The 23,048-nt window shown below is 47.4% G+C and carries 25 protein-coding genes; 6 read left to right on the top strand and 19 right to left on the bottom strand.

Annotated features, from left to right (window positions below; genetic code table 11):
* Positions 1–33: 33 nt before the first annotated feature.
* The 4 genes from ACFQZR_RS18725 to ACFQZR_RS18740 all read right to left on the bottom strand — a co-directional run bounded on the left by ACFQZR_RS18725 (position 34) and on the right by ACFQZR_RS18740 (position 4,796).
* Positions 34–1,257: an MFS transporter gene (locus ACFQZR_RS18725; RefSeq protein WP_379348502.1), complete on the bottom strand. Its 1,224-nt coding sequence runs from the start codon at positions 1,255–1,257 to the stop codon at positions 34–36.
* 58 nt (positions 1,258–1,315) lie between these two features.
* Positions 1,316–1,981: a thiamine phosphate synthase gene (gene thiE, locus ACFQZR_RS18730; RefSeq protein WP_379348504.1), complete on the bottom strand. Its 666-nt coding sequence runs from the start codon at positions 1,979–1,981 to the stop codon at positions 1,316–1,318.
* Positions 1,978–2,811 carry a bifunctional hydroxymethylpyrimidine kinase/phosphomethylpyrimidine kinase gene (gene thiD, locus ACFQZR_RS18735; protein WP_379348506.1) on the bottom strand — a complete coding sequence of 278 codons (834 nt, stop codon included), beginning with the start codon at positions 2,809–2,811 and terminating at the stop codon, positions 1,978–1,980. The genes thiE and thiD overlap by 4 nt, the downstream gene beginning before the upstream one ends.
* 290 nt (positions 2,812–3,101) lie before the next feature.
* On the bottom strand, positions 3,102–4,796 hold the full coding sequence (locus tag ACFQZR_RS18740) for a M3 family oligoendopeptidase (protein ID WP_379348508.1): 1,695 nt from the start codon (positions 4,794–4,796) through the stop codon (positions 3,102–3,104).
* Between the two features lie 280 nt (positions 4,797–5,076).
* On the opposite strand from ACFQZR_RS18740, the gene ACFQZR_RS18745 reads away from it, so the two are divergent.
* The 3 genes from ACFQZR_RS18745 to ACFQZR_RS18755 all read left to right on the top strand — a co-directional run bounded on the left by ACFQZR_RS18745 (position 5,077) and on the right by ACFQZR_RS18755 (position 7,898).
* Complete coding sequence (locus tag ACFQZR_RS18745) at positions 5,077–6,123, top strand: ABC transporter substrate binding protein (RefSeq protein WP_379348510.1); 1,047 nt, start codon at positions 5,077–5,079, stop codon at positions 6,121–6,123.
* A 70-nt stretch (positions 6,124–6,193) separates the two neighbouring features.
* On the top strand, positions 6,194–7,120 hold the full coding sequence (locus ACFQZR_RS18750; RefSeq protein ID WP_018755056.1) for an ABC transporter permease: 927 nt from the start codon (positions 6,194–6,196) through the stop codon (positions 7,118–7,120).
* A complete protein-coding gene (locus ACFQZR_RS18755) occupies positions 7,104–7,898 on the top strand; it encodes an ABC transporter ATP-binding protein (RefSeq protein ID WP_379348513.1) in 795 nt (264 codons plus the stop codon). Before ACFQZR_RS18750 ends, ACFQZR_RS18755 begins: the two co-directional genes overlap by 17 nt.
* 67 nt (positions 7,899–7,965) lie before the next feature.
* On the opposite strand, the gene ACFQZR_RS18760 is transcribed toward ACFQZR_RS18755, so the two are convergent.
* Together ACFQZR_RS18760 and fabF are read right to left on the bottom strand one after the other, a co-directional pair.
* Positions 7,966–8,922, bottom strand: coding sequence for an acetylxylan esterase (locus ACFQZR_RS18760; RefSeq protein ID WP_379348515.1), 957 nt, complete (start codon positions 8,920–8,922; stop codon positions 7,966–7,968).
* An 84-nt stretch (positions 8,923–9,006) separates the two neighbouring features.
* On the bottom strand, positions 9,007–10,254 hold the full coding sequence (fabF, locus tag ACFQZR_RS18765) for a beta-ketoacyl-ACP synthase II (protein WP_379348517.1): 1,248 nt from the start codon (positions 10,252–10,254) through the stop codon (positions 9,007–9,009).
* Positions 10,255–10,392: 138 nt separating this feature from the next.
* Here fabF and ACFQZR_RS18770 point away from each other — a divergent pair, with 138 nt between their 5' ends.
* The gene (locus ACFQZR_RS18770) at positions 10,393–11,256 is read left to right on the top strand and encodes a helix-turn-helix transcriptional regulator (protein WP_018755052.1); all 864 of its coding nucleotides are present in this window, start codon (positions 10,393–10,395) and stop codon (positions 11,254–11,256) included.
* Here the strand turns inward: ACFQZR_RS18770 and ACFQZR_RS18775 are convergent.
* The 12 genes from ACFQZR_RS18775 to ACFQZR_RS18830 form a co-directional block, all read right to left on the bottom strand.
* Positions 11,201–12,307 carry a sensor histidine kinase gene (locus ACFQZR_RS18775; RefSeq protein ID WP_379348520.1) on the bottom strand — a complete coding sequence of 369 codons (1,107 nt, stop codon included), beginning with the start codon at positions 12,305–12,307 and terminating at the stop codon, positions 11,201–11,203. The two genes, ACFQZR_RS18770 and ACFQZR_RS18775, sit on opposite strands and share 56 nt — an antisense overlap.
* Complete coding sequence (locus ACFQZR_RS18780; RefSeq protein ID WP_379348522.1) at positions 12,297–12,983, bottom strand: response regulator transcription factor; 687 nt, start codon at positions 12,981–12,983, stop codon at positions 12,297–12,299. The genes ACFQZR_RS18775 and ACFQZR_RS18780 overlap by 11 nt, the downstream gene beginning before the upstream one ends.
* 15 nt (positions 12,984–12,998) lie before the next feature.
* Positions 12,999–13,493 carry a DedA family protein gene (locus ACFQZR_RS18785; RefSeq protein ID WP_379348524.1) on the bottom strand — a complete coding sequence of 165 codons (495 nt, stop codon included), beginning with the start codon at positions 13,491–13,493 and terminating at the stop codon, positions 12,999–13,001.
* Positions 13,483–14,082, bottom strand: coding sequence for a class I SAM-dependent methyltransferase (locus ACFQZR_RS18790; RefSeq protein WP_379348526.1), 600 nt, complete (start codon positions 14,080–14,082; stop codon positions 13,483–13,485). The genes ACFQZR_RS18785 and ACFQZR_RS18790 overlap by 11 nt, the downstream gene beginning before the upstream one ends.
* A 168-nt stretch (positions 14,083–14,250) precedes the next feature.
* Positions 14,251–14,970, bottom strand: a complete 720-nt coding sequence (locus ACFQZR_RS18795; RefSeq protein ID WP_379348528.1) for a DNA alkylation repair protein — start codon at positions 14,968–14,970, stop codon at positions 14,251–14,253.
* Positions 14,971–15,006: 36 nt separating this feature from the next.
* Entirely contained in the window at positions 15,007–15,885 is an 879-nt protein-coding gene (locus tag ACFQZR_RS18800) for a radical SAM/SPASM domain-containing protein (protein WP_379348530.1), read from the bottom strand.
* Positions 15,886–15,992: 107 nt separating this feature from the next.
* Complete coding sequence (locus ACFQZR_RS18805; RefSeq protein ID WP_379348919.1) at positions 15,993–16,676, bottom strand: GNAT family N-acetyltransferase; 684 nt, start codon at positions 16,674–16,676, stop codon at positions 15,993–15,995.
* A 5-nt stretch (positions 16,677–16,681) separates the two neighbouring features.
* The gene (locus ACFQZR_RS18810) at positions 16,682–17,263 is read right to left on the bottom strand and encodes a DJ-1/PfpI family protein (RefSeq protein ID WP_379348532.1); all 582 of its coding nucleotides are present in this window, start codon (positions 17,261–17,263) and stop codon (positions 16,682–16,684) included.
* A 49-nt stretch (positions 17,264–17,312) separates the two neighbouring features.
* The gene (locus tag ACFQZR_RS18815) at positions 17,313–17,897 is read right to left on the bottom strand and encodes an HAD family hydrolase (protein WP_379348534.1); all 585 of its coding nucleotides are present in this window, start codon (positions 17,895–17,897) and stop codon (positions 17,313–17,315) included.
* A gap of 24 nt (positions 17,898–17,921) precedes the next feature.
* Positions 17,922–18,497, bottom strand: a complete 576-nt coding sequence (locus tag ACFQZR_RS18820) for a hypothetical protein (protein ID WP_379348536.1) — start codon at positions 18,495–18,497, stop codon at positions 17,922–17,924.
* Positions 18,498–18,521: 24 nt separating this feature from the next.
* Positions 18,522–18,803, bottom strand: coding sequence for a zinc ribbon domain-containing protein (locus tag ACFQZR_RS18825; RefSeq protein ID WP_379348921.1), 282 nt, complete (start codon positions 18,801–18,803; stop codon positions 18,522–18,524).
* A 137-nt stretch (positions 18,804–18,940) separates the two neighbouring features.
* Entirely contained in the window at positions 18,941–19,420 is a 480-nt protein-coding gene (locus ACFQZR_RS18830) for a GNAT family N-acetyltransferase (protein WP_379348923.1), read from the bottom strand.
* 160 nt (positions 19,421–19,580) lie between these two features.
* Between ACFQZR_RS18830 and ACFQZR_RS18835 the strand changes: the two genes are divergently transcribed.
* Positions 19,581–19,790 carry a DUF6199 family natural product biosynthesis protein gene (locus tag ACFQZR_RS18835; RefSeq protein WP_379348538.1) on the top strand — a complete coding sequence of 70 codons (210 nt, stop codon included), beginning with the start codon at positions 19,581–19,583 and terminating at the stop codon, positions 19,788–19,790.
* A gap of 45 nt (positions 19,791–19,835) precedes the next feature.
* On the opposite strand, the gene ACFQZR_RS18840 is transcribed toward ACFQZR_RS18835, so the two are convergent.
* Positions 19,836–21,764 (bottom strand): bifunctional 2',3'-cyclic-nucleotide 2'-phosphodiesterase/3'-nucleotidase, encoded by a 1,929-nt coding sequence (locus ACFQZR_RS18840; protein ID WP_379348540.1) that lies wholly within the window; start codon positions 21,762–21,764, stop codon positions 19,836–19,838.
* A gap of 264 nt (positions 21,765–22,028) precedes the next feature.
* Between ACFQZR_RS18840 and ACFQZR_RS18845 the strand changes: the two genes are divergently transcribed.
* Positions 22,029–22,994 carry a phosphate/phosphite/phosphonate ABC transporter substrate-binding protein gene (locus tag ACFQZR_RS18845; protein WP_379348542.1) on the top strand — a complete coding sequence of 322 codons (966 nt, stop codon included), beginning with the start codon at positions 22,029–22,031 and terminating at the stop codon, positions 22,992–22,994.
* Positions 22,995–23,048 lie beyond the last annotated feature (54 nt).

Consider the following 23,048-nt stretch of genomic DNA (forward strand, 5'->3'; position numbering starts at 1 on the left):
CTTTGGAGTCCATACGAATCTTATGCAATAGCGTTAAGCCTTTATCGTGCTCGGCTCCGAATCATGACGGATATCAATCGAACGCTGACTACTCATGGCAAGTGCACATATCCCGCTCAACACCGTAAGAATCGCGAGGCTAATCATATACGTTGAAATGCCGAACCAGTCCAGACATGCGCCTGTTGCGAGCAGCGCGACTTGGAACATGATCCGGTCTAACATCCCGCGAAAAGAGAAAAATCGTCCCTGCGCTTCTTGAGGGATTTTGATCTGGAAAATCGTCGAGATCATCGGGAAGAAAAAGGCGACAGCGCATCCGAACAGTGCAAATGAGCCCAATACGGCGAATCGACTCTCGCTAAAAGACAATCCAATAAATGCTAGAGCGAATAGGAACATAAAGAGATTCGAATAGAACATCAAATTCCGCGTACCCATCAGTCTTTTGGCTAACAAACTAATCAGTAGAATACTCGTGCCTTCCACGGTATAGATCCAGCCCATCAAATCGGGTGAATGCTGAATCGTGCTGAATTTCAATACGAGGAGATTAAATCCACCTAGGAATAATGTCAGTACTCCAGCATTCATCAGCGTGATTAGGATAGCAGGTTCCTGGCGAATCATCGGAAAAATTTCCTTAAACTTCATCTTCTCGCGTTTGCGAGCTGCGGATCCTTCAAGCCGCGGGATGTGAAGCAAAGGATTCAATATGACGAGCACCACATAGAAAATGAGCGACATCAGATAGAGCGTAAACAAATCAAACACGAGCACCATAACACCAGCAAGTGCAGTACCTCCAATACGCGCGATGGTCGTAATATTGAAGTAAAGGCTGTTCGCTTTGAGCAGTTCATTCTTCGGTACAATCGCAGGCAATGAGGCTTGAACCGCTGGCATATACACCGTAGCTGCAAGCTGCATGATGACGACCGAGATCAACATGAATGCAATGGATTGGAAATGCAGCGCTGCAAACATAGAGATCGGTGCGAAGCATCGAAATATGCTTGTAAATAACAAAATTTTACGTTTGTCGTACTTGTCGACCCATACGCCGGCTTGAGGAGAGATCAGAACCCCTAAAAATAGGCCGACCATTAGAATTAAGCTTTTCCCAAAATCCGAGGGCACCAAGTGCTGCATAAATTGCAGATTCGCGATTACACTAACCCAGATGCCTGTGCCTGCAATAACCTCACCCAACATCAGAATCATAAATGTTCGATTTCGTAATAAAATACGGTTCACCTCCCCAAAAAAACATATTTATCCATTATATCACTTACGGGAGGTGGTCAAGAGAAGATTAGTAGGTAAGATTGTTCCGCAGCACAGTCTGCCTTAACCTCGACGTCTCCACGCGAACATTTTCCGCCATCGTGATGGCTGATACCACAGCAACCCCATCGGCTCCGGCTTGCAGGACTGCATCTGCCCGATCCGCCGTGATCCCGCCGATACCGACGATCGGAATCGTTATGCCTCGGGCACGCAGCTCGCTAATCAACGTCGTTCCTTGTACGGCCTGGGCATCCAGCTTCGTTGATGTTGCATAGATCGGACCGATCCCAAGATAATCCGCCCCCTCATCGATTGCTCGCTCTGCTTCTTCGAGGTTATGCACGGATACCCCAATGATTCTGTCGCTAAGCCGCTCACGAACTTCATGCAGCGGGGCATCCTCTTGACCAATATGGACGCCATCGGCCTGTAATGCCACGGCCCATTCGATATCATCATTGATGATGAATGGGATCCCGTGCCGCTGACATCTGCTCTGAACTTGTCGCGCAAAACGATCTCTAGCCTCGCCTGCTAACGAATTCGGGCCTTTTTCCCGCAACTGAAACAATGTAATGCCCCCTGCAATCGCTTGATCCACGACGTCTAACGGGTTCAACTTACAATTCGAGCTGCCCATAACCAGATACAACTTCATCCAATTCCGAATACGCTGCACATCTGCTCTCATGCCCTCACCAACTCTCTGAACGCGAAATGATTCGTAGGTCCATGGCCATTGCCAATGCCAAGGGAGTGAACAATCGCGGCTTGAATGAAAAATTTAGCGATGGATACGGCATGCAAAATGTCTGTCCCTTTGGCAAGTTCAGCGGTTAGAGCCGCTGCAAAGGTACATCCTGTTCCATGGGTGTGGCGTGTATTCACACGGTGACTTGCGATCTCTATGAACTGCGTGCCATCGTAGAAGAGGTCCACGACCTGTTCGCCGCTCATTTCATCATGACCGCCCTTTAGAATGACATGACGCGTGCCCATATGGATCAAAGCTTTACAAGCTTCTTTTCGCTGCTCCATATTGCGAATGGATAGACCTGTTAATACTTCAGCTTCTGGGATATTGGGTGTAATGACAAAGGATATTGGAATCAGCTCCTCTCGAAGCGAACGGATTGCTTCGGTCATCAGGAGCGCAGAGCCACCTTTTGCAATCATCACTGGGTCCACGACGACGCGCTCCCAACCAAATCTCCGGACCTGCTCCGCAACCCCCCGAATGATCTCTGAGCTAAACAACATGCCGGTCTTGACTGCATCCACACCCATGTCGGTGGCGACAGACTCAATTTGCTGGTGCACAGCTTCGGGAGACATCGGATATACGGCTTGAACCCCCAGCGTATTCTGTGCCGTTATGGCCGTTATGGCTGTCATACCATACACCTGTAGCTCTTGGAAGGTCTTGAGGTCTGCCTGTATGCCAGCCCCCCCGCCACTGTCCGAGCCCGCGATCGTTAATGCTTTTGCTATGGAATGTGTTGTAGTATATGGTTCGTTCATGTATCGCCCCAACCTTTCATGCTTATCAGATCAGGAGACAAGGGCAATAACGCAGTAAGATTCGAGACTAGAGCTCACCTCTCTCCTCAATCGAAGAGACGTGAGCGCCGGACACGATCTTAAAAAACACTATGCGGGAGGCATAGTGTTCTTAAGTACACATGTTCACTTCCTACGCTGGCATTACCCAACAGGTTCAAACGGTCTACGACGGATTAGTCATACTCTCAGCTTGCTTCCACAGGCTCCCGATCTGCATATGCTATTTTTTTTGAATACGTACGCACCACTTACAGTGCAGTATCATCCACCGAGTTCAACCAATTCTCGATCACGTCGATGACCGATGCAACGCATCCATCCTCGAATGGAGAGATGAGCTTCGCTTCCTTCACAAGCTCAAGGAACGATTTGCTGCCCCCTTGCTTACAGAGGTGCAAGTAATCCGACCATGCTTGTTCACGGTTCTCGTGCATCTTCTTCCAGAATTGGAATGCACAGATTTGTGCTAAGGTATAGTCGATATAGTAGAACGGTGAACGGAAGATATGACCTTGCTGGTGCCAGAATCCACCGCGCTCCAGGTACGCTTGATCTTCATACTGGCGATGCGGCAAATATTTGCGTTCAATGTCGCGCCAAGCCTGTTTACGCTCCGCTGGTGTCGCATTTGGATTCTCATAGACGAAATGCTGGAATTCGTCCACCGATACCCCATACGGTATGAAGAGCAAGGCTTCTGCCAAGTGATTGAATCGGTATTTATCCGTATCTTCCTTGAAGAAATATTCCATCCAAGGCCAGCAGAAGAACTCCATGCTCATCGAATGGATTTCACATGCTTCATAGGTTGGGAACGCGTATTCCGGCGTCTCATAATCACGGCTTTCGAATACTTGGAACGCATGACCTACCTCGTGTGTTAACACATCGATATCATGCGAGGTTCCGTTGAAGTTGGAGAAAATATACGGTGAACGGTAACCGCTAATATATGTGCAATACCCTCCGCTTTGTTTTCCCTTCTTCGCAACAAGATCCATCAAATCTTTATCCATCATGAATTGGAAGAACTCATCCGTCTCTGGCGACAATTCTGCATACATCTTCGCGCCATTCTGAATAATCCATTCAGGATCACCCTTCGGCGTCGCATTGCCAGATTTGAAGCTGAATTTATCATCATAATAGTGTAAGCTATCCACGCCGATCCGGTTGCGTTGACGTTCTTTCAATTTCATTGCAACGGGTACGATCTTCTCTTGCACTTGCTTGCGGAAGTTAGCGACCATTTCGGCATTATAATCCGTACGGCTCAAGTTCGCATAAGCCATTTCTACATAGTTGTTGAAACCCAGCTTATGCGCCATTTTGGTTCTGAGCTTCACCATCTCATCATAAATACGGTCAAATTCTGCTTCATGTTCGGCAAAGTATTCATACTTCGCTTCAGAGGCTCTGCGGCGCATGTCGCGATCCGTCGAGAGTCCGAAAGGCGCCAATTGCGACAGCGTACGCTCTTCCCCTTCGAAAGGAATGCGAGCGGCAGCAATCAACTTCGAATATTCCGTACCTAACTTGTTCTCTGCTTGCAGATCTTCAATAATATCTGGATGGAAGGTCTTCAGCGACAATTCTGCTAGCTGGAATAACTGGCGGCCCCATTTCGCTTCCAAGCCTTCACGAAACTTCGAATTCACAAGTGCACGGTAATAATCGGTTATGTATTCTTGAATGACGGGACCCGTCTCATCGATGAAATCTTGCTCTGCTTTATAGAATTCATCATTCGTATCGATCGAATGGCGAATCATCACGAGCTCGAATTGGGTACTCACATCACTGCGAAGCTTGTTGATTTTGCCGATTAACGCATCTTGGGCTTCCATGGATGTTGCCTCATTAAATTCTTGGATTAGAGCTTTGAATTGCTCTTCAATTTGGGCAACATCAGGTCGTTCATAACGATACTCACTAAACTTCACATGGACACAACCTTTCACTTAAATTGAATAAATTAGGAAATATCTTCTATTATACGATAAAAATCTAGTTCCTTCTAATATATATTTTTGTCGATAGATTCTTATACAGCGCCCCGAATATCTATGCAAAAATAAATGTTTGACGGATTTGTTAACGCCCATTAAACTATGAATAATATTATTTACCAATGTCAGATTTTTGATTTTTTTTGCTCTATTACTTTATGGAGTAAAAGGGTAAAAGCGTTAATGAGACAAAAATAGAAAAGGGGTAATTGAAATGAAGAAAAAGCTAAGCTTGCTACTCATCATGTCCACTCTCCTTATCGCTCTTGCCGCTTGCGGTCAGAAGACTGCGAGTGATACGCCAGGCAGCGGAAGTACGACTTCGGAAGGCGCTGCTAGCGACGGAAAGTCTTATACGATTGCGATCTCGCAGATTGTTGAGCATCCATCGCTCGACGCAACACGCGAAGGCTTCATCGCAGCGCTGAAAGACGCAGGAATCGTCGAGGGCACGAATTTGAAAATTGATTACAACAATGCACAGGGCGATAACACGAACAACTTGTCCATCGCTCAAAAAATTGCCGGTGGCAAGAACGACCTCGTCTTCGCGATTGCTACACCATCAGCACTCGCTGTTGCGCAGCAAGTGAAAGACGTTCCCGTTGTATTTGCTGCAGTGACAGATCCGCTTAGCGCGAAAATCGTAAGCAATCTGGATCAGCCGGGAGGCAATATTACAGGGGCTTCGGATACGAATCCGGAAGCAACGACGAAGCTCGCCGATTTCATTGCAAGCAATTTCCCGAATATCAAGAACATCGGGCTCGTCATCAATGAAGGTGAGCCGAATGCCGTCGTCATGGCGAAGAAGGCAGAAGAAGAATTCAAGAAACACAATATCGGACTCGTCAAAGCGGCTGTGACCAATACATCGGAAGTGAAACAAGCTGCTGAATCGTTAATCGGCCGCGTCGATGCGTTCTATATTACGCTCGATAATATGGTTGTAAGCGGAGTAGACGGTATTATTCAAGTAGCAAATGACAAGAAGCTTCCTTTCTTCTCTAGCGATCGCGATACGGTTGAGAAAGGCGCATTCGCTACAGTTGGCTTCAAATATTTCGACCATGGTTACCAAGCAGGTCAAATGGCGGTCGACATTCTGAAGAACGGCAAAAAACCAGGCGAGATGAAGGTATCCATGCAAGAGAAGCTCGATCTGATTCTGAACTTGAAATCCGCAGCTGCACAAGGTATTACCGTAACGGATGACATGAAAAAAGCCGTACAAGACGCTGAAAAAAATATTATTCAATAATGAACTTTCCAGTGGAGTGAACTTCAAGCGAGTTCACTCTTTTTTCTAACTAACTTAGGAGGTTGTATGTATGGTAGATTCGTTAATCGGAGCGATAGAACTTGGTCTTCTATATGCTTTAATGGCTGTTGGCGTGTACATCACGTTCCGTATTCTCGATTTCCCCGATCTAACCGTAGACGGTAGCTTCGCAACGGGAGGCGCGATTGCAGCGGTCATGGTCTCACATGGATATTCGCCGATCTTGGCAACCATCGTAGCGCTGATTGGCGGGATGCTCGCTGGTGCATGTACTGGGCTGCTTCATACGAAAGGGAAAATTAACGGATTGTTATCCGGTATTCTCATGATGATTGCCCTCTACTCCATCAATATGCGCATTATGGGCCGACCGAACATTTCCTTGCTTGGATCGGACACGCTATTCACTGGAATCCATCCATTGATCTTGATGCCTATCGTTGTCATTGTTGTGAAGCTGTTACTGGACTACTTCCTGCATACAGATCTCGGCCTTGCTCTTCGAGCAACAGGCGATAACGCACGCATGATCCGCAGTTTCGGTGCTCACACCGACAATACGACGATTCTGGGCCTCAGCATTTCCAATGGATTAGTCGCATTATCCGGCGCCTTGATTGCGCAGCAATCCGGCTTCGCGGATATTTCAATGGGCGTGGGAATGATCGTCATCGGCCTTGCATCGGTGATTATCGGGGAAGCGATCTTCGGTGCAAGAACGGTATTCTGGGCGACACTCGCCGCGATCCTGGGCTCTATTGTCTACCGGATTGTCGTCGCCTTCGCCCTCCGTGTGGAATGGCTCGATGCTTCGGACTTGAAGCTAATTACAGCGGTTATTGTTATTGTCGCTCTCTTCTTGCCATCCTTCCAACGCTCTGTGCGGCAGAAGAATATTGCCAAGAGACGCGCAGCTGAATTATCATCCATCGCAGCCAAGCAGGAAGGGGTTACACGCAATGCTTCAAATTTCTAACGTCTCCAAGATGTTTAATCCCGGAACACCGGATGAGAAAATTGCACTAACGAATATCCAGCTGCAGTTGAACCCAGGTGACTTTGTTACCGTCATTGGCAGTAATGGTGCAGGTAAATCCACGCTCATGAATATTATCTCAGGCGTGATGACCCCAGACTACGGTGACGTACGAATCGACGGTACAGCTGTTGCTCATCTTCCAGAATACCGCCGCAGCCGCTGGATCGGCCGTGTATTCCAGGACCCGATGGCTGGAACAGCCCCTCGTATGACGATTGAAGAAAATCTTGCAATTGCGTATACACGAGGTAAATCTCGCGGATTGTCATTCGGAGTAAATAAGAAGAAGCGTGAATTCTTTTATGAGCAACTCCAGCGTCTTGGGATCGGCCTGGAGAATCGCTTGCGCGCCAAAGTCGGGTTGCTGTCCGGCGGTGAGCGTCAAGCGTTAAGCCTATTAATGGCGACGTTCACGAAGCCGCAAATCTTGCTGCTCGACGAGCATACAGCAGCACTTGATCCGTCTCGTGCCGAGCTGATTACGACATTAACGGAGAACATCGTACGCGACATGCAGCTCACGACGCTCATGGTGACGCACAATATGGATCAAGCGATTAGACTTGGCAATCGATTGATCATGATGGATAAGGGGCGGATCATCATGGACGTAAGTGAAGAACGGAAGAAGACGCTCACCGTCCCGCAATTGCTTGGCGAATTCGAATTAATCAGCGGACAGGCGCTCTCAGACGATCGCGTCGTCCTAGGGTAATACGAAGCCCCTATCGCATCTCGTATGCGATAGGGGCTTCTTTATGCCTAGATAGCGTAGATCAGTATCACCCAATAAAGAACTGGATGGACTTATCCCAGAATCCCGGTAAATATTCATGCCCGAAATCCGGGAATATCTCTACACGTTTCTTCGATTTTATTTTGTTGTACGCTGCGAATTGCGTGGAAGGCGGGCAAATCGTATCAGCGAGTCCTACGCCCATCATGACTTCCCCTTGGATCCGATCGGCCAGATACTGAATATCAATGTACCCCAGCTTCGTAAATATCTCCGACTCCCGCTCATGCTGAGGATCAAACATTCGGAAATATCTCCGAAGCTCCTCATAGGCATCCTTCGCCAAATCCATCTCCCAGACCCGCTTATAATCGCATAAGAATGGATACATCGGAGCCAATTTCTTCACACGCGGTTCCAGCGCCGCGCATGCGATGGTCAATGCTCCGCCTTGCGATCCGCCGCAAGCGAACAATTGCTCCGGATCGCATTCCGGCAAATTCAAGGCAATGCGTGCGAGCTGTGCGGTGTCCAGGTAAATATGCCGGAAAAATAAATTGTCTGGATGATCGTCTAAACCGCGAATAATATGCCCATTGAGCGTATTCCCTTTCACGCCGCCGATATCTTCGGATAATCCCCCTTGACCGCGCACATCCATGGCAAGCACGGAGTAACCGAGTGATACGAGCGCAAGCTTATCGGTCCAATCCCCGGCATTCCCGGAATATCCATGAAATTGGAGAACCACCGGGTGCTTACCTGCCCCCTGCCTAGGGCGAAGATACTTCGCATGGATGCGGGCACCTCGCACGCCATTGAAATACAAGTCAAAACATTCGGCGCCCGGCGTCTGGAATTGGCTCTGCACGAGCTCGGTTTCCAGTTCAGTTGCGTGCAGTTCCGTCAGGGCACGCTCCCAATATGCGTCAAAATCATCGGGTCGTGGATTGGTTCCTTTATATTCGTACAATTGCTTCAATGGTAAGTCTATTAAAGGCATATCGATCATCCTTCCGACAATGTAATCACTGCTTATTCCCGATGTTACGTTGTCTTCATATGCCTGTCAATATATGGATCAACGTCATTTCAATAACGGTTCGTATTTTTGCAAGAGAATCACAGCGTTATGTCCGCCAAATCCGAAGGAGTTCGACATGCCGATCTGTACATCCGCTTGACGCGCGACGTTCGGGACGTAATCCAAGTCACAGGCTGGGTCTGGTTGGTCCAAGTTAATCGTTGGAGGAATGACCCCCTCCATGAGTGTCTTCACGAGAGCAATGGCTTCGACCCCGCCTGACGCGCCAAGCAAATGACCGAGCATCGATTTGTTCGCCGTCACAGGGATGCGGTATGCAGCCTCGCCGAATACACGCTTAATCGCAGCGGTCTCGGAGATATCTCCAATTTCAGTGCTCGTCGCATGTGCACTAATCACATCGACCTGATCTGGCGTAATTCCTGCGTCGCTTAGCGCCTTCGACATCGCCCGCGAAGCTCCTAACCCTTCGGGATGTGTCGCAACCATATGATACGCATCTGAGGTTGCACCATAACCGATTACCTCACCGTAGATCGTCGCATTACGGCTCTGTGCATGCGTAAGTGATTCGAGCACTAAGATTCCTGCGCCCTCTCCCATCACGAATCCATCCCGACCTTGATCGAACGGCCGGCTTGCTTGTTCGGGCGTATCATTCCGCGTAGATAAGGCTGTCGCATTCCCGAAGCTAGCTAACGATATTTCCGTTATTGCTGCCTCTGCACCACCTGCCAGGATCACATCCGCTTCACCCGATCGAATCGTGCGAAAGGCTTCCCCTATCGCTGTATTTCCTATGGAACAAGCTGTCACAGGCGACAATGTCGACCCTAACGCTTGATATTTCATACTGATGAGCGCCGCGGCCATATTCGAGATCATCATCGGCACTAGCGTTGGACTTACACGTTCAGGTCCTCGTTCTTGCAATACGCCGTCTTGTTGTAATAAGGTCTGAATCCCACCGATCCCTGAGCCGACATATACGCCGAACCGCTCATGGTCAATTTGATCCATTTGAAGCCCAGCTTGTTCGACCGCTTGATCTGCGGCAGCAACGGCGAATTGGCAGAATCGATCCATTCGTCTCGCTTCTTTGCGCCCAAACTGTGCCTCCGCATCAAAACCTCTAACTTCACCAGCGATTTTCGCTTTATGTCTTACTGTATCAAATGATTGAATATGCGAAATACCAGACTTCCCTTGAACCATCGCATCCCATAAGGTGTCGATATCATTCCCTAGCGGCGAGATTGCGCCCATCCCTGTAATTACGACTCTTTCCATGTTGAGAGCCTCCTTGGATTCTGTAGTATTGACGCTATTTTTGCACAGGAATTATCATATTACAAGTTGTTGTTTATCCTAGTATAATAAGTACCAGGTACTATGTTAATGGAAACCATTAGAAAGGCGGAACGTTCAATGAACCATCGTACACGACTGCAGGCCCTATCCGAATTTTTGACCAAACAACGAGCGAAAGTTCAACCGGATGCGCTCGGATTACCGCTCGGCACACGCCGCAGAACACCCGGACTTCGAAGAGAGGAAGTCGCTCAACTGGCTGGTGTCAGCACCACATGGTACACCTGGCTGGAGCAAGGCCGAGATATTAAAGTGTCTGCTTCGGTCCTCGATTGTGTCGCGAATGCCCTTCAATTAACAAGCGATGAACGCAAATATCTATTTTCTCTCGCACTCGATTCAGGCAACCCGCAGATACCTATGACCGCAGAACAACCGGAGATCAGCCCTTCCTTGCAGCACATTCTGCAAGAATTAACTTATTGCCCGACGATCATCTCGGATCGCCGCTTCCAAATCGTTGGCTGGAATATCGCGGCCGCGCATGTATTCATAGACTTCCAACAGATTCCACGCGAAGAGCGAAATCTGATTCAATTGTTATTCGCACGTAAAGAATTCAAGAGCCTTGCTGGGAATTGGTCCGAGTTCGTGAACGGATTCTTATCGATTTTCCGGACGTATTATGGTCAATATGTGGATGATCCTTGGTATGAACAGTTTCTACGTGACATGCAAACCGCGTACCCTGAATTCGAACAGCTCTGGAATCAGAGCCAAGTCAGTTCTGCACCCGATGTCGTCATTGAATTTAGACATGCCAAAGCAGGCAAGATGCTGTTCCATCTCACCTCTTTGCAAGTTCAAGGCACACAAGATTTGAAGTGCAGCATTTACACGCCCGCACCAGAGTCTAATACCGAAATTAAACTACGAAAACTGATGCATCCGAAATCTGGGCTCGCGGAAGCTGAATTGTAAATGCAAAATGTCCCTCGTTGTGCCGTAATGTAATGTCGCCGCTATGCAGCAGGGCAATGTTTCTCGCGATCGATAGTCCAAGTCCCGAACCGGATTGAATAGCGTTCATACTTCTCGCATGATCCGCTTTATAGAATCGATCGAAGATGTGCTGCTCTTGCTCGATTGTCAGCGGCGGCCCATCGTTCTCAATCGTAATTAATACGTTTGAAGGCTCCACATGGAGCGTCGTCTGTATGACTCCGGGTCTTCGCGAGAACTTCAGCGCATTGATCAGCAGATTATCCAACGCACGAATGATTTTCTCTGGATCTGCAACAATGTATTCTGGGTGGCTGCCCAAGGACCAGCATATTTCGACCTGATATTCTTCCGCAATCGGTTCAAATTCCGTTAGCAGCTGCTCCAACATTTCCCTGACATCCATCGGTAATTTGTTCACCGTGACATCATGCGAGGTTAATCGCGTGTATTCGAATAAATCCTCAACCAAGCTCTGAAGTTGCGTCGCTTTTTTATACGTATTCTGAACGAATCGTTCATGCTCTTCTTCATTCTGGTACGATTTGTTACGAATCAATCCTAAATACCCGATAATGCTTGTTAATGGTGTGCGAAGATCGTGAGAAATCCCGGTAATGAGGTCCATTTTCGATTTCTCCAGCTCACGCTCTTTGTTCTGCTGCTGTAGCAGCGCCTCAGCCATCTCATTAATACGCTGCGCAACGGTCCCTAACTCATCTTCACGGAGGACGGGTACGCGATAGTTCAAGTCCCCTTGAGATATCGTCTTCAAACCCTCGGCCATCTGAAGCACATAACGAACAATGGGCCTTGTCATCGTGAAGAAAATGATCATTAGCCCGCTGAAAAAAATGATTGGATCCAATACCACTAGGAATCCTTTTCCTTTCAAGGGTAGTATTTGCGTGAAAAACTCATACAAAGAAAAAAACATAAACAAGATGATGATACTAATCACAAAACGCCACAGTATTGCGACACGGATGCTCTTCTTGCCGCTGACACGATCCCAGAGTTTATTGATCAATTTTATAACCAACCCCCCATACGGTTTTGATATATACGGGGCTTCGGGGGTTCACTTCAATTTTCTCGCGAAGATTGCGGATATGCACCATCACGGTGTTATCCGAGAACCCGGTTACTTCCTTCCAGACGAGTGTATAGATCCGATCCACATTAAATACCTGACCGCGATGACTTGCAAGTAATTCCAGAATCGAGAATTCAATCGGCGTCAGACTTACGACCTGCCCTCTAACGATGACTTGGTGCTGCACACGATCTATGGTAAGATCCTGCATTTGAATAACTTCGTCGCTATTTAACGCTGAATTCGAGAGAGTCAACCGGCGAAATTGCGCTTTGACTCGAGCGAGAAGCTCTAATGGGTTGAATGGCTTGATCATATAATCATCAGCACCCGAGGTGAGACCAGTGATTTTATCGAGGTCCGCATCTTTAGCCGATAACATAATAATCGGAATCCCAGATGCCTCTCTTATCTTCATACAAGTAAGAATGCCATCCATTCGGGGCATCATCACATCGAGAATCATCAGGTGGACCCGTTCACTACGTAGTATATCGAGTGCTGCCACCCCATCTGCCGCTTCGATCACCTGATAACCTTCATTTCGAAGATAGACATGAATGACATCACGGATATCCGGATCATCATCCACTACCAACACGGTCGGCATAACAGCCCACCTCCTTTACGATTGAATATAATAGCTGGCCTTCAGCCCTACGATAAAATAAACGCCAGTCCAGAGCAGTCCCGCAGTCGCAGAGAATACTGCGTACTTGCGATAAGACATCTGATGCATTCCTACCAGATAAGGTAAGATATGACGAACCCCGGGGATAAAATAACTAATCAGCAATGCATACCCGCCATAGCTGCTGACCAGCCGCTCTGCTCTCTCGACTGATCGTCTTAGCCGTTTCTGGTTACGCAGCCTTTCCAAGATCAAGGGTCCGCAATATCGCCCAAGCACATATCCGATCGATAGACCGGTAATCACACCGATGTATGTCAACATAAACGCAGGGAACGCATGCAGCAAGCCCGACTGACTAACGGCTCCACCAGTCATGACAATTACTTCATCGGGGATCGGAAGCCCGACAATCCCGAGCCATAAGGCAAAGAATAATGCGGCATAACCGAACTGTTCGATCCAAAGCAGCAATTGATCAACGTTCATTGTCCGCAGTCCTTTTTTTACGACAGACATATATACAAGCAGGCGGGATATTCAAAGCCACGAACTTGATCTTCTCAATTTCAAAATATCGACTCAGCTCCTGCTTCATTTGCAAGGAATATTGAAAGGCGATGAACTGTCCCCCGGGTCTTAACGACCGATATATTTCGTCCATGAGCTGGTTGCGCAGCAATGGGCTGAAGTTGAAGAATGGCAGTCCACTCAGGATACAATCATAGGCTTGAAGATGATGATGTCGTGCTTCTACTCGCAAATCTAATGCATCCTCAGCAACTTGAAATCGCGGATACGCTGCAGCCAGACGATTTCGCATGACCTTGTCTTTCTCGAACAAAAATACTTTCATGTCTTCTGGCACGTTCTTCTTCTGAGCCACGATCTCAGCCAAATGCGCCGTAATCGCTCCAGTACCCGAACCCAGCTCACCAATACAATGCGTAGATTCCCAATCCACCTCATTCAACATGCTGCACGCTAGAAATTTGGAGCTCGGCGTAATGCTCCCAATCTCTCTCGGGTTCACCATAAACTTCTGCAGGAATAACCACTTATCCTCGGCCCAATTCATCGCTATACACTCCCTCTCTAAGTAAGACTAAGTGTATCGACCAAATCTGAAGTTCTGAGAGAGCAAAATCTAAAGAAATTTTGAAGACTTCTTCCTAGCACAAAAAGCCCCTCCCGTACGACATCCCGAGCAGCGACTTCTTGAAGACTTGCCTATTCTATTGAGGTTCTAACATATACATGTTTTTTTCTTCATACCAAGACTTCCTCTTGCAGCGATCTTGTTCATATACTCCGTAGCAAGCGGAACTTTACATGCCGTCTGGCCCATATCCACTCGAACGGGGCCGATTTGTTCTGCAACGCGCATCGCGTCTTCATGAAGCTCTTTCACTGATGCACCAACGGAAATGACGAAGCTGTTCATCGTGTAACGGACCCGATTCCGCTCTGTATGGATCGATTTCGCAATCTGCTGCAGCAGCTCGCGAATCTCTGCCATGTCGAGCTGCACATCTGCCGTAATCATTACATGATTCGCATAGGTGCTCCAGCCGCAGGTCGCGATCATCTCGGACGGAGACTTCATCCACTCTCGTGCCAGTTCAAGCGCATACTGACTCTCCGCCGCAATATTCGCAACTGTATATTCCGCGGGCGTATACCAATACGCTTGCTTCACCCATTGCTGCAGCATGTCTTTTGTCACCGTCTTAGGGTTTACGGTCAGCCCTGCCAAATACATTGCGTCTGCATTACCTGTATCATAAAGGGCTTTGGCTAATGCTTGATCCTTCTTCACGTCCTTAACGAGCTTCTTCATATCGCCAATCCGAACCCCAAACAGCGGTTCCTGCGCACCATGGCGAAGGAAGGTTTTCTTCGTCTGTTCTGTGCCCATGGCTTCAAGCTTGTCCATCACTTCTTCTAAAGTTAAGGTCACCTGCATCTCAACTCCTAACGATTCATTATTCCACTGCTCTACCTATGTGCCAAACCGTTGTCGATACCCACATTTCCGACATAATTCCTCGACAACTTCGCGACGCGAGAATCCATCAACCATGCGATTTGCTCGATCACTCTCGATAATCTCGGAGAAGTTCGTCTGGTTCACATTCCCCAGATTAATGACACCCTCCCCATCCAGACAACAAGGTATCACCGTGCCATCGACGAGAATCCCGGCTTGATTGCGCAGCCCATGACAGAAACCCGGACCCTCAATTTCAGGTGCTTGAAGGCTTGGCCATTGGAATTCATGATCCATATTAATATAGACACGGTCGGCAATTTTCAACCCGCTGCCGCGTTTGAACTGCTCTTCAATGCGATAATCCAAATTGAATTCTTGTTCAATCAAGGACAAAATCTCACGGTTCCGGCTGCGCTCCAGATTCGTCTGGTTATCTTCATCCAGATTCCAGAGCCGCAGCGAGAATATAATTTCCGTCTTCTCCAGTGCCTCTTTGACGAAGTCAAGCACCATTTTCACATAGCCTTCTTTATCTGTTGAGCCTTCATGCCCATCGAAGCTGTGCAGCGAGAAATTCATCTGCCGCAGCGCAGGCTTGCCAAGCAGCTTCTCCTTGTTCTTATGGAGCAGCGTCCCATTGGATGTAATATTGACTTTAAACCCTTTCTCCGCGCTAATATCGAGCAGCTCATCGACTTTCGGATGAAGGAGGGGCTCGCCTTTGACATGGAAATAAATATACTCTGCATGAGGTTTGATCTGATCAAGTATATTCGTGAACGCGTCCACCTTGATAAAATTCGCCTTGCGGCCTGTCTGTGGGCAGAATGTGCATGCCAAATTGCATATGCTCGTAATCTCTATATAAAATTTCTTAAACTTCTTCACGTACCGATTCTCCGTTTCCAATGTTGACTTATCTATATCCATCCTTCCAATCATGACATAAATGAATTCATAAGATCAATAGTGAAAATATCGGCAGCAGATAGCCATTACATATAAATACTAAAATCAGCCCCGTATAAAACGAGATTACACTTCTGCGCAATACGCTGTGAACCGATATTATCCCATGATGTACTATAGAGCGCAATTCGTCCTTGCGCATGAAGATGCTCACACCACCGAGAGACGACGCGTGCCGCATATCCTTTGCCACGATACGGCTCGGCTGTATAAAGACTTGCCTCTGACGCCGCCTCCGAAGTCCTCGCACTACAGCAGACAGAGACGGCTTGGCCTTCTACCACGTATCCGAAGACTGGGCTTTTGGCTTCAATCACATCCTGCAGCTCTGCGAAATACGTTCCTAGTAATAAGCTATTGTGCTGCGTAATCTGTACGATACGTTGATCTTCTTCCAACCAAGGGGTAAAATGCCCCGTGTAAACATAGGCAGGCCCCATCCAGATGTTCTGAATGGGATGATACTGTTCAATGATACGGCAGAGCTGGCTGATGGAGATAGGATCGCAGATCGATTCTTTTAACTCGTTTAATAACGATTCAGACATTTCTTCATGATAGTAAGGCTGAATGCTATCCTGCGTTTTTCCTATGAACAACAGCGGCGCCCCGGAAAAGTCACCTTCATTTATTCCCGTTATCCTCTCCTCTGCATTCAATCGATAGAGGGTCCTCGCTTGAATCTTTATGAGCTCTGCATCGGATATCATTGGCTTCAAATGAACTCGACCACCTTCGGCGACACATACGGATAATCCAATTGCTGCTTTACTTCGTGCATCGCGTCTACCCCTGCTAACCATTCTATGATGTATAAACCCAGATCAATTGATGTCGCTACTCCGCCACCAGTAATGACGTTGCCATCTCGGACAATTCGCTCCTGAATGACATCACAATACTCCGTTAACAGATCGTATGCTCTTGGATGCGTTGTTGCTTTTTTGCCCTGCAGGACGCCTGCTGCTCCCCAAAGTAACGATCCCGTACATACCGATACTTTATATTTCACATCTTGCGCTTCGCGCAGCCAACTCACGAATGTCTCATCGAAGCGAAGTTTGCGCGTCCCTAACCCGCCGGGTATGAACACCATATCATAGTCTGCTAGATGCGGCCGAATTTTCTGGACTATCACCTTCATTCCGAGTTCATCCGTAATTTCTTCTGTCAGTCCGCAAATATCCCAGGTGACGCCCTTGGATGATTCGAATTGATTCAAATTATAAATCACATCATAGAATCCAACAAAATCTAAAAACGTTACACCATCAAACAACACAAATGCGATTTTCAACACGCATCCCTCCCTTTCTAATACACTAGCAGCTCCTGGACATGGTAATCTATAATAGCAGTTCGTCCACACATGCCAGCCAATTGCCTGTCTCGTCGGCTAATAAGGTACGCCAACCTAAGGCTACAGCAGGTGCGAAGTTCTTCTGCTGGTCATCCACATAAAGAATAGATCCTCTCCTAAGCTTCTCTTGAACACTTTGAAAAATACGTTGATCTGGCTTGCAGTACCCCGTCTCACTCGAAACGGTCATACTGGTGATGTAGCGTTGAACGGGGTGTAGTAGAGGAGTAATCCACTCTGTGCGATGATTCGTGAGGAGATGAAGATCTGCCGACTGGCTCCATCGTGATAGACGTTCCATGGCGGGCAACGGTACGAGATGAGAATAAAGGATACGTTCCACTTCTTGGGCGTGTACAGCGGGGATTTGGGCCGAGATCCACGTGAAGAACGCCGTATCCGGAACAGCCCCGCTCCACAAATCCTGTCGGAGCTCTGACTTGAATTGCCTACGCAATTCCGTCGCTGAACGCTCCTCGGCATAGGTAACAATCTCATCCCAGAACTGCGGGGAGAAGTTCGAGATGAGTACACCTGCGACATCGAAGATCACTTGCGGCCTATTCTGCAAGGAACGCCCCCCTTTTCTGCATACTTAACCTGTTGTTATTCGAACATCGATAACACAATCTTGCTCCATGTCGAGCAGTAACCAAGAACGATCCAAACTGAAAACACTTCGTTCTAATCCAAGGCGATACGTTAGTTGAGTGGATTGGTCACGATACGTTGAAACCGTCGGTGCCCCGAGCACTTCCTCGACCTCGTGTCGCTTCAGCCCCTTAAGATCGCGTGTGCTTAATAAATCAGACACCATACGAACCCGACTTTCTGGATCACTCAGCCACCGCGCAGCGTTGAAATGGGAATAATATTCATTGGATGCAAGCTGTACAAGCGTAATCAGCATAACTAGTACAGCACTTCCGCTAATCATTCTCCTCCCCCAGCGTCTGGTATCAACTCTATCCCAACAATACCGTAAGAGAATGAACCAGACGATCCCAGGCAAAATGACGATACCTAGAGATCCCCAAGATATTGTAATGTCCAGAACCCGAATGACGGACAGCATCAAAGCATACCCTGCTAGATAGATGAGAAAAGATATCCCAATAATGATAGAAAAGAGCTTGTACTGAAAGTTCACTTGTCTGTCCATATTTCTCATCCTCTCTCACCCCTATTGTTACTATTACCCGCCGAATAGAATATCCATGACGGTGCTGAGCTGTCCTGTCTTATGGCCTTCAAGCACGTCTGGATCATAGATCTCAACAAATCCACATGCCAGACAGGAGACAAATAGAAAGTGATGGTGTTCAATATCGAACAATTTACTAAGTCCTGTTCCTGTCATGGCGACTTCCTTCGTACTACAAGCGGTACCCTTGCACTTGGCGCATTTGAAGCGATCTTCGATCATATCCACGACACTGCATTCTTCGAATTCCTCTTCCTCGTCCTCATCTAGCATCAAAGGATCCTGAAGCTCTTCAAAATCTCCGTCTGAAATCTCATGCAGCTTCTTCTTGCACGCTGGGCATCTTCCATGATCGTAACTTCTTCATGGCACCACGGACATTCGATCATCTGCATCCCCACCTTCTTAGATCAATGACTTGCCTGTTCATGATGGATATCCATAGCAAGCCGGATCATATCACGACACGGAATGCCATTCTCCTCAATCGCTTCCTCGTAATGTCGTACGAAGAAATCCACATCAACACCCACAATCCGAAAGCCGCATTTCTGGTACAAATACAACTGCATCACGCTTGAGTTCCCCGTACCAATCTCTATGGTCTTCGCACCAAGCCGCTTGGCTTCTCGGATGGCTTGCTTCACTAATCTTTTCCCGAACCCTTGGCCTTGGACACCTTCATCGACTGCAATATTCACAATTTCCACCGTAGCCGGTCGCGTTGGAATGAGGACGAACTCGCCTACAAGGCGATCTCCGCAATAAGCTAGCACACAATGTCCGCGACGAAAATAATCATCCACCATTTCTATCGATGGATCTGCAAGTAATAATAAATCGTATGGGATTGGATCAGCTGATTCATAAGTTTTATACGTAAGCTCCAAGTTCCACACTCCCTCCACTTCAATCAAAATATTCCTGCCACTTTCACCTACCAAAACCGGATGATATTCTAGTATTTGGAAGGAAATCTATTCCTAGTTTACCATAGATGAGTGGATTTTTTTATGCAAATAATGTACAAAAATGGAGGAGAGTAGCGTAATGATCATTTTTATCGGCATCGTCTTTCTTGCGATTGGCATACTCCGATATGTCTATCCATCCATCGGATGGCGACCGAAAGAACGCTGGATGGTGCATAGCGATTCCGAACCAAGCGATACGTATCTGTCTATCTCTAGGTTCTTAGGATTTATTATGATACTTGTCGGATCGATCTTCATCCTAATCGGAATCCTCACGATAGGATGAGCAGCAACAAAGACCCTAGACTATGTCTAAGGTCTTCTATGTTGATCAGCGTAAATCAAGCGTATAAGTACCAAACCCTTGGTCATCGAGCCTTCCCGTATATTGAATACGAGGTATGTCATCCAAGTACTTCACCGCGGCCGGTGCGCTTCTAAACGTAACTTTCACTGGAGCTTCAATGGAGGCAATTCGCCAATTGTGATCTGCAGTAGGATCGAGATGTCTCTCTTGAAGCAAATAATCCATCAGCACTTGCTTATTCTCATCTGCGGAATCGATGACCACCTCTGCGCCTAGAATGCCTGGGAAATTGCCACCGCCATAAACCCGATAGTTATTCGAGACCACAATGAAATCATCATTCAGTTCAAGCGGTACGCCGTTCACCTTCAAATTGACAATTCTACAGGCATTCGCGTCGTTGATTGTACCGTCTGGATTGTATTTGGCTGGTTGGGTCACGTCAATCTCATAGGTTACGCCGTCGATAATATCGAAGTTATAGACGGAGAACAATGGGTTAAGCAGCGGTTGCTCCTCTGGATTCGAAGGATCAATTTGGTTATAAGCACCTGCTGACATTTCCAACCATTCCCGAACTACTGCTCCTTTGACTTTGACGGCCTTTAGCAGGTTGTCATACAAGTACAAATCACTAGCACTCTTAATCGCAATCGGACCTGCGTCGATATCGGTGTATTCGGAAGGCCCGTTCCTCCCAGCCTTAAAAGGCGAGCCAACCGATAGAATCGGCACGTGCCTGTCCTGCGGTCGATGTGTCTCGATATAACGTTTGGCATACCACGTCTGCGCGTTCGTCACCATTTGAATCGATGGATCATCTTGTACAAACGCAAAATAACTATAGATCGGTTCACTCGTCATCCCGATCGGCGCGTTCGCATAGTCTACCGTTGCTTGATGCGCTGACGCAATGCATTCTACCAAACGTGAATCAGGGTATACGAGCGGCTCACCTGTTTTCCTGTCATAAATCGATTTGTTATGAGATTGTGAATCTACGACCGTCCACCTGCCCTCGTGCCAAGCAAGGGTCAAATCAATGACACCTAATTCTGCCCCGCCATAACCGGCCTGTACTGCCGCTACGCCATGAATGGTCCCTTTCACATGATCAATATCAGGCAAAGGATTTCCCTGTGCATCCTTGAACGAAATGTCTAATGACTGTAAATCTCTCGTCGGGAACACCTTATGTGTATGTGAGAACGTGATGGCATCGATTCCAGGGACGTGACTAAGCGACAGCACCGTATTCTCCGCACCCTGTTCCCCCGTATCCGCTCCATCAAAGCCTGTATGTGCTAAAACGACGACAACATCAGCCCCCTCCGATCGCATCCTCGGCACGAAATCCACTGCCGTCTTGACGATATCGTCTGCCGTTACTTTCCCTTCCAAATTCGCCTTGTCCCATTCCATAATTTGCGGTGTAACAAGACCGATCACTCCGATCATAAGTTCATGGATCGTACCATGTTGATCGATACAAGGTTTTTTCAGCAAGACGTAGGGCTGGAATTTGTTGATACGTTCTGTCCCTTCGCCAACGTATACGTTGGCATTGACATAAGGAAAATCAGCGTCACCAACCACTTGTTCCAAATAATCCAGTCCATAATTAAACTCATGGTTGCCAAATGTCGCCGCATCATATCCCATCGCATTCATCACGGAATAGACAGGATGTATCGAACGCTGTTCAATTTCATGATTGATTTTCGCAAAATAAGTACCGAGCGGCGTGCCTTGAATCAAATCCCCATTATCAACAAGCAAAGTATTGGAAACTTCAGCCCGAGCCTGATGCACCAACATAGCCGTCCGTACGAGACCAAGCTCAGGGGCTGGGACATCTCTGTAATAGTCATAATCCATCAGGTTCGCATGCACGTCTGTTGTCTCCAAAATTCGCAGCGTAATCAACGGCTCCTTACATATTATATTGTTCATTCGCTTCGTCATTCCCCTCTCTAGCACTCCGTCATTGCATCGTATTATCCCTACTATAACTTGTTTTTCACCGCTTGTAATTTACATGGAATTCACATCTTACAGTCCGATAACAATCTTATCCATTTTTCATTTTCATTTTACACAAATACCCATTCAAGTTAACCCTTGTCTCTTTCGCCTGTGTTACGATCCTTAATGTCAGATGTATCCATCTGATAGATGCTAATAGAATATATATGAATTCTGGAGGGGAACTTGAACATGTTCAAAAAAGCAATGACCATCTGCATGACGATTATCCTGGTGACAGGCCTTGCCGCATGTGGATCCAAAAATGCAAGCAGCGAAACGACTGTGAATGCCGATTCCTCAAGTGCAGCAGCAAGCACGGCCTACGTTCCAAAAGAACTTAACGTACAGTTCGTCCCATCACAAAATGCCGATACGCTTGAAGCGAAGACGAAGCCGCTGGAGAAATTGCTCGGCGACCGCCTTGGCATTCCGGTTCATGTCTCTGTCTCACCTGACTACAATACAATCGTCGAGGCCATGGCTTCGAAGCAAGTCGATGTCGGCTTCCTGCCTCCAAACGCCTATGTCCTGGCACACGATAATAAGAAAGCGGTAGATCTTCTGCTCCAAGCACAGCGTTTCGGTGTAGAGGATGCAACAGGTCAACCGACGACGGAGAAAGTTGATTTCTATAAAGCAATGATCGTTGTGATGAAAGATTCTCCAATCAAGACACTCGCTGACTTGAAAGGTAAAAAAATAGGTTGGCAGAACGTAACTTCGTCCGCCGGATATGTTTTCCCAGCCGCTGAATTGAAACAAGCTGGAATAGACCCAGACAAGGATGTTCAAGGGGTTACGATTAAAGGTCATGACGCAGCGCTAATGGCGCTCGTGAACGGTCAAGTCGATGCTGTCGCTAACTTCCAAGACGCACGGAACACAGTGGCGAAAGACGTTCCGGACATATTCGAGAAGACGCGCGTACTTCACTTCACAGCGAAGATCCCTAACGATACGGTAAGTGTTCGTAACGATATGGACCAAAGCTGGAGAGACAAGATCAGCCAAGCATTTATCGATATCACGAATGATACGGATGGTGCTCAAATCATCAAAGATATTTACACGCATGTAGGTTATGTCAAAGGTGACGACAAGAACTTTGAGCCTGTGCGCGAGTACGCAAACGCCGTGGGCCAAGAAATTAAGTAAGCGAACACGGAGCAGCACCGTTCATGAGCCTTCATGACGGTGTTGTTTCTATTT

Origin of the sequence: Paenibacillus sp. GCM10027629, assembly GCF_042676425.1 — a bacterium.
GTDB classification, from domain to species: domain Bacteria; phylum Bacillota; class Bacilli; order Paenibacillales; family Paenibacillaceae; genus Paenibacillus_K; species Paenibacillus_K terrigena.

What these genes read in the sequence shown, in the direction of transcription:
- ACFQZR_RS18840 (WP_379348540.1), bottom strand. Translation starts at nt 21,764, where the DNA reads ATGAACAATATAATATGTAAGGAGCCGTTGATTACGCTGCGAATTTTG.
- ACFQZR_RS18845 (WP_379348542.1), top strand. Translation starts at nt 22,029, where the DNA reads ATGTTCAAAAAAGCAATGACCATCTGCATGACGATTATCCTGGTGACA.
- ACFQZR_RS18770 (WP_018755052.1), top strand. Translation starts at nt 10,393, where the DNA reads ATGAACCATCGTACACGACTGCAGGCCCTATCCGAATTTTTGACCAAA.
- thiE (WP_379348504.1), bottom strand. Translation starts at nt 1,981, where the DNA reads ATGAGAGCAGATGTGCAGCGTATTCGGAATTGGATGAAGTTGTATCTG.
- thiD (WP_379348506.1), bottom strand. Translation starts at nt 2,811, where the DNA reads ATGAACGAACCATATACTACAACACATTCCATAGCAAAAGCATTAACG.
- ACFQZR_RS18755 (WP_379348513.1), top strand. Translation starts at nt 7,104, where the DNA reads ATGCTTCAAATTTCTAACGTCTCCAAGATGTTTAATCCCGGAACACCG.
- fabF (WP_379348517.1), bottom strand. Translation starts at nt 10,254, where the DNA reads ATGGAAAGAGTCGTAATTACAGGGATGGGCGCAATCTCGCCGCTAGGG.
- ACFQZR_RS18780 (WP_379348522.1), bottom strand. Translation starts at nt 12,983, where the DNA reads ATGCCGACCGTGTTGGTAGTGGATGATGATCCGGATATCCGTGATGTC.
- ACFQZR_RS18760 (WP_379348515.1), bottom strand. Translation starts at nt 8,922, where the DNA reads ATGCCTTTAATAGACTTACCATTGAAGCAATTGTACGAATATAAAGGA.
- ACFQZR_RS18785 (WP_379348524.1), bottom strand. Translation starts at nt 13,493, where the DNA reads ATGAACGTTGATCAATTGCTGCTTTGGATCGAACAGTTCGGTTATGCC.
- ACFQZR_RS18795 (WP_379348528.1), bottom strand. Translation starts at nt 14,970, where the DNA reads ATGCAGGTGACCTTAACTTTAGAAGAAGTGATGGACAAGCTTGAAGCC.
- ACFQZR_RS18790 (WP_379348526.1), bottom strand. Translation starts at nt 14,082, where the DNA reads ATGAATTGGGCCGAGGATAAGTGGTTATTCCTGCAGAAGTTTATGGTG.
- ACFQZR_RS18835 (WP_379348538.1), top strand. Translation starts at nt 19,581, where the DNA reads ATGATCATTTTTATCGGCATCGTCTTTCTTGCGATTGGCATACTCCGA.
- ACFQZR_RS18745 (WP_379348510.1), top strand. Translation starts at nt 5,077, where the DNA reads ATGAAGAAAAAGCTAAGCTTGCTACTCATCATGTCCACTCTCCTTATC.
- ACFQZR_RS18805 (WP_379348919.1), bottom strand. Translation starts at nt 16,676, where the DNA reads ATGATATCCGATGCAGAGCTCATAAAGATTCAAGCGAGGACCCTCTAT.
- ACFQZR_RS18820 (WP_379348536.1), bottom strand. Translation starts at nt 18,497, where the DNA reads ATGAGAAATATGGACAGACAAGTGAACTTTCAGTACAAGCTCTTTTCT.
- ACFQZR_RS18750 (WP_018755056.1), top strand. Translation starts at nt 6,194, where the DNA reads ATGGTAGATTCGTTAATCGGAGCGATAGAACTTGGTCTTCTATATGCT.
- ACFQZR_RS18825 (WP_379348921.1), bottom strand. Translation starts at nt 18,803, where the DNA reads ATGCTAGATGAGGACGAGGAAGAGGAATTCGAAGAATGCAGTGTCGTG.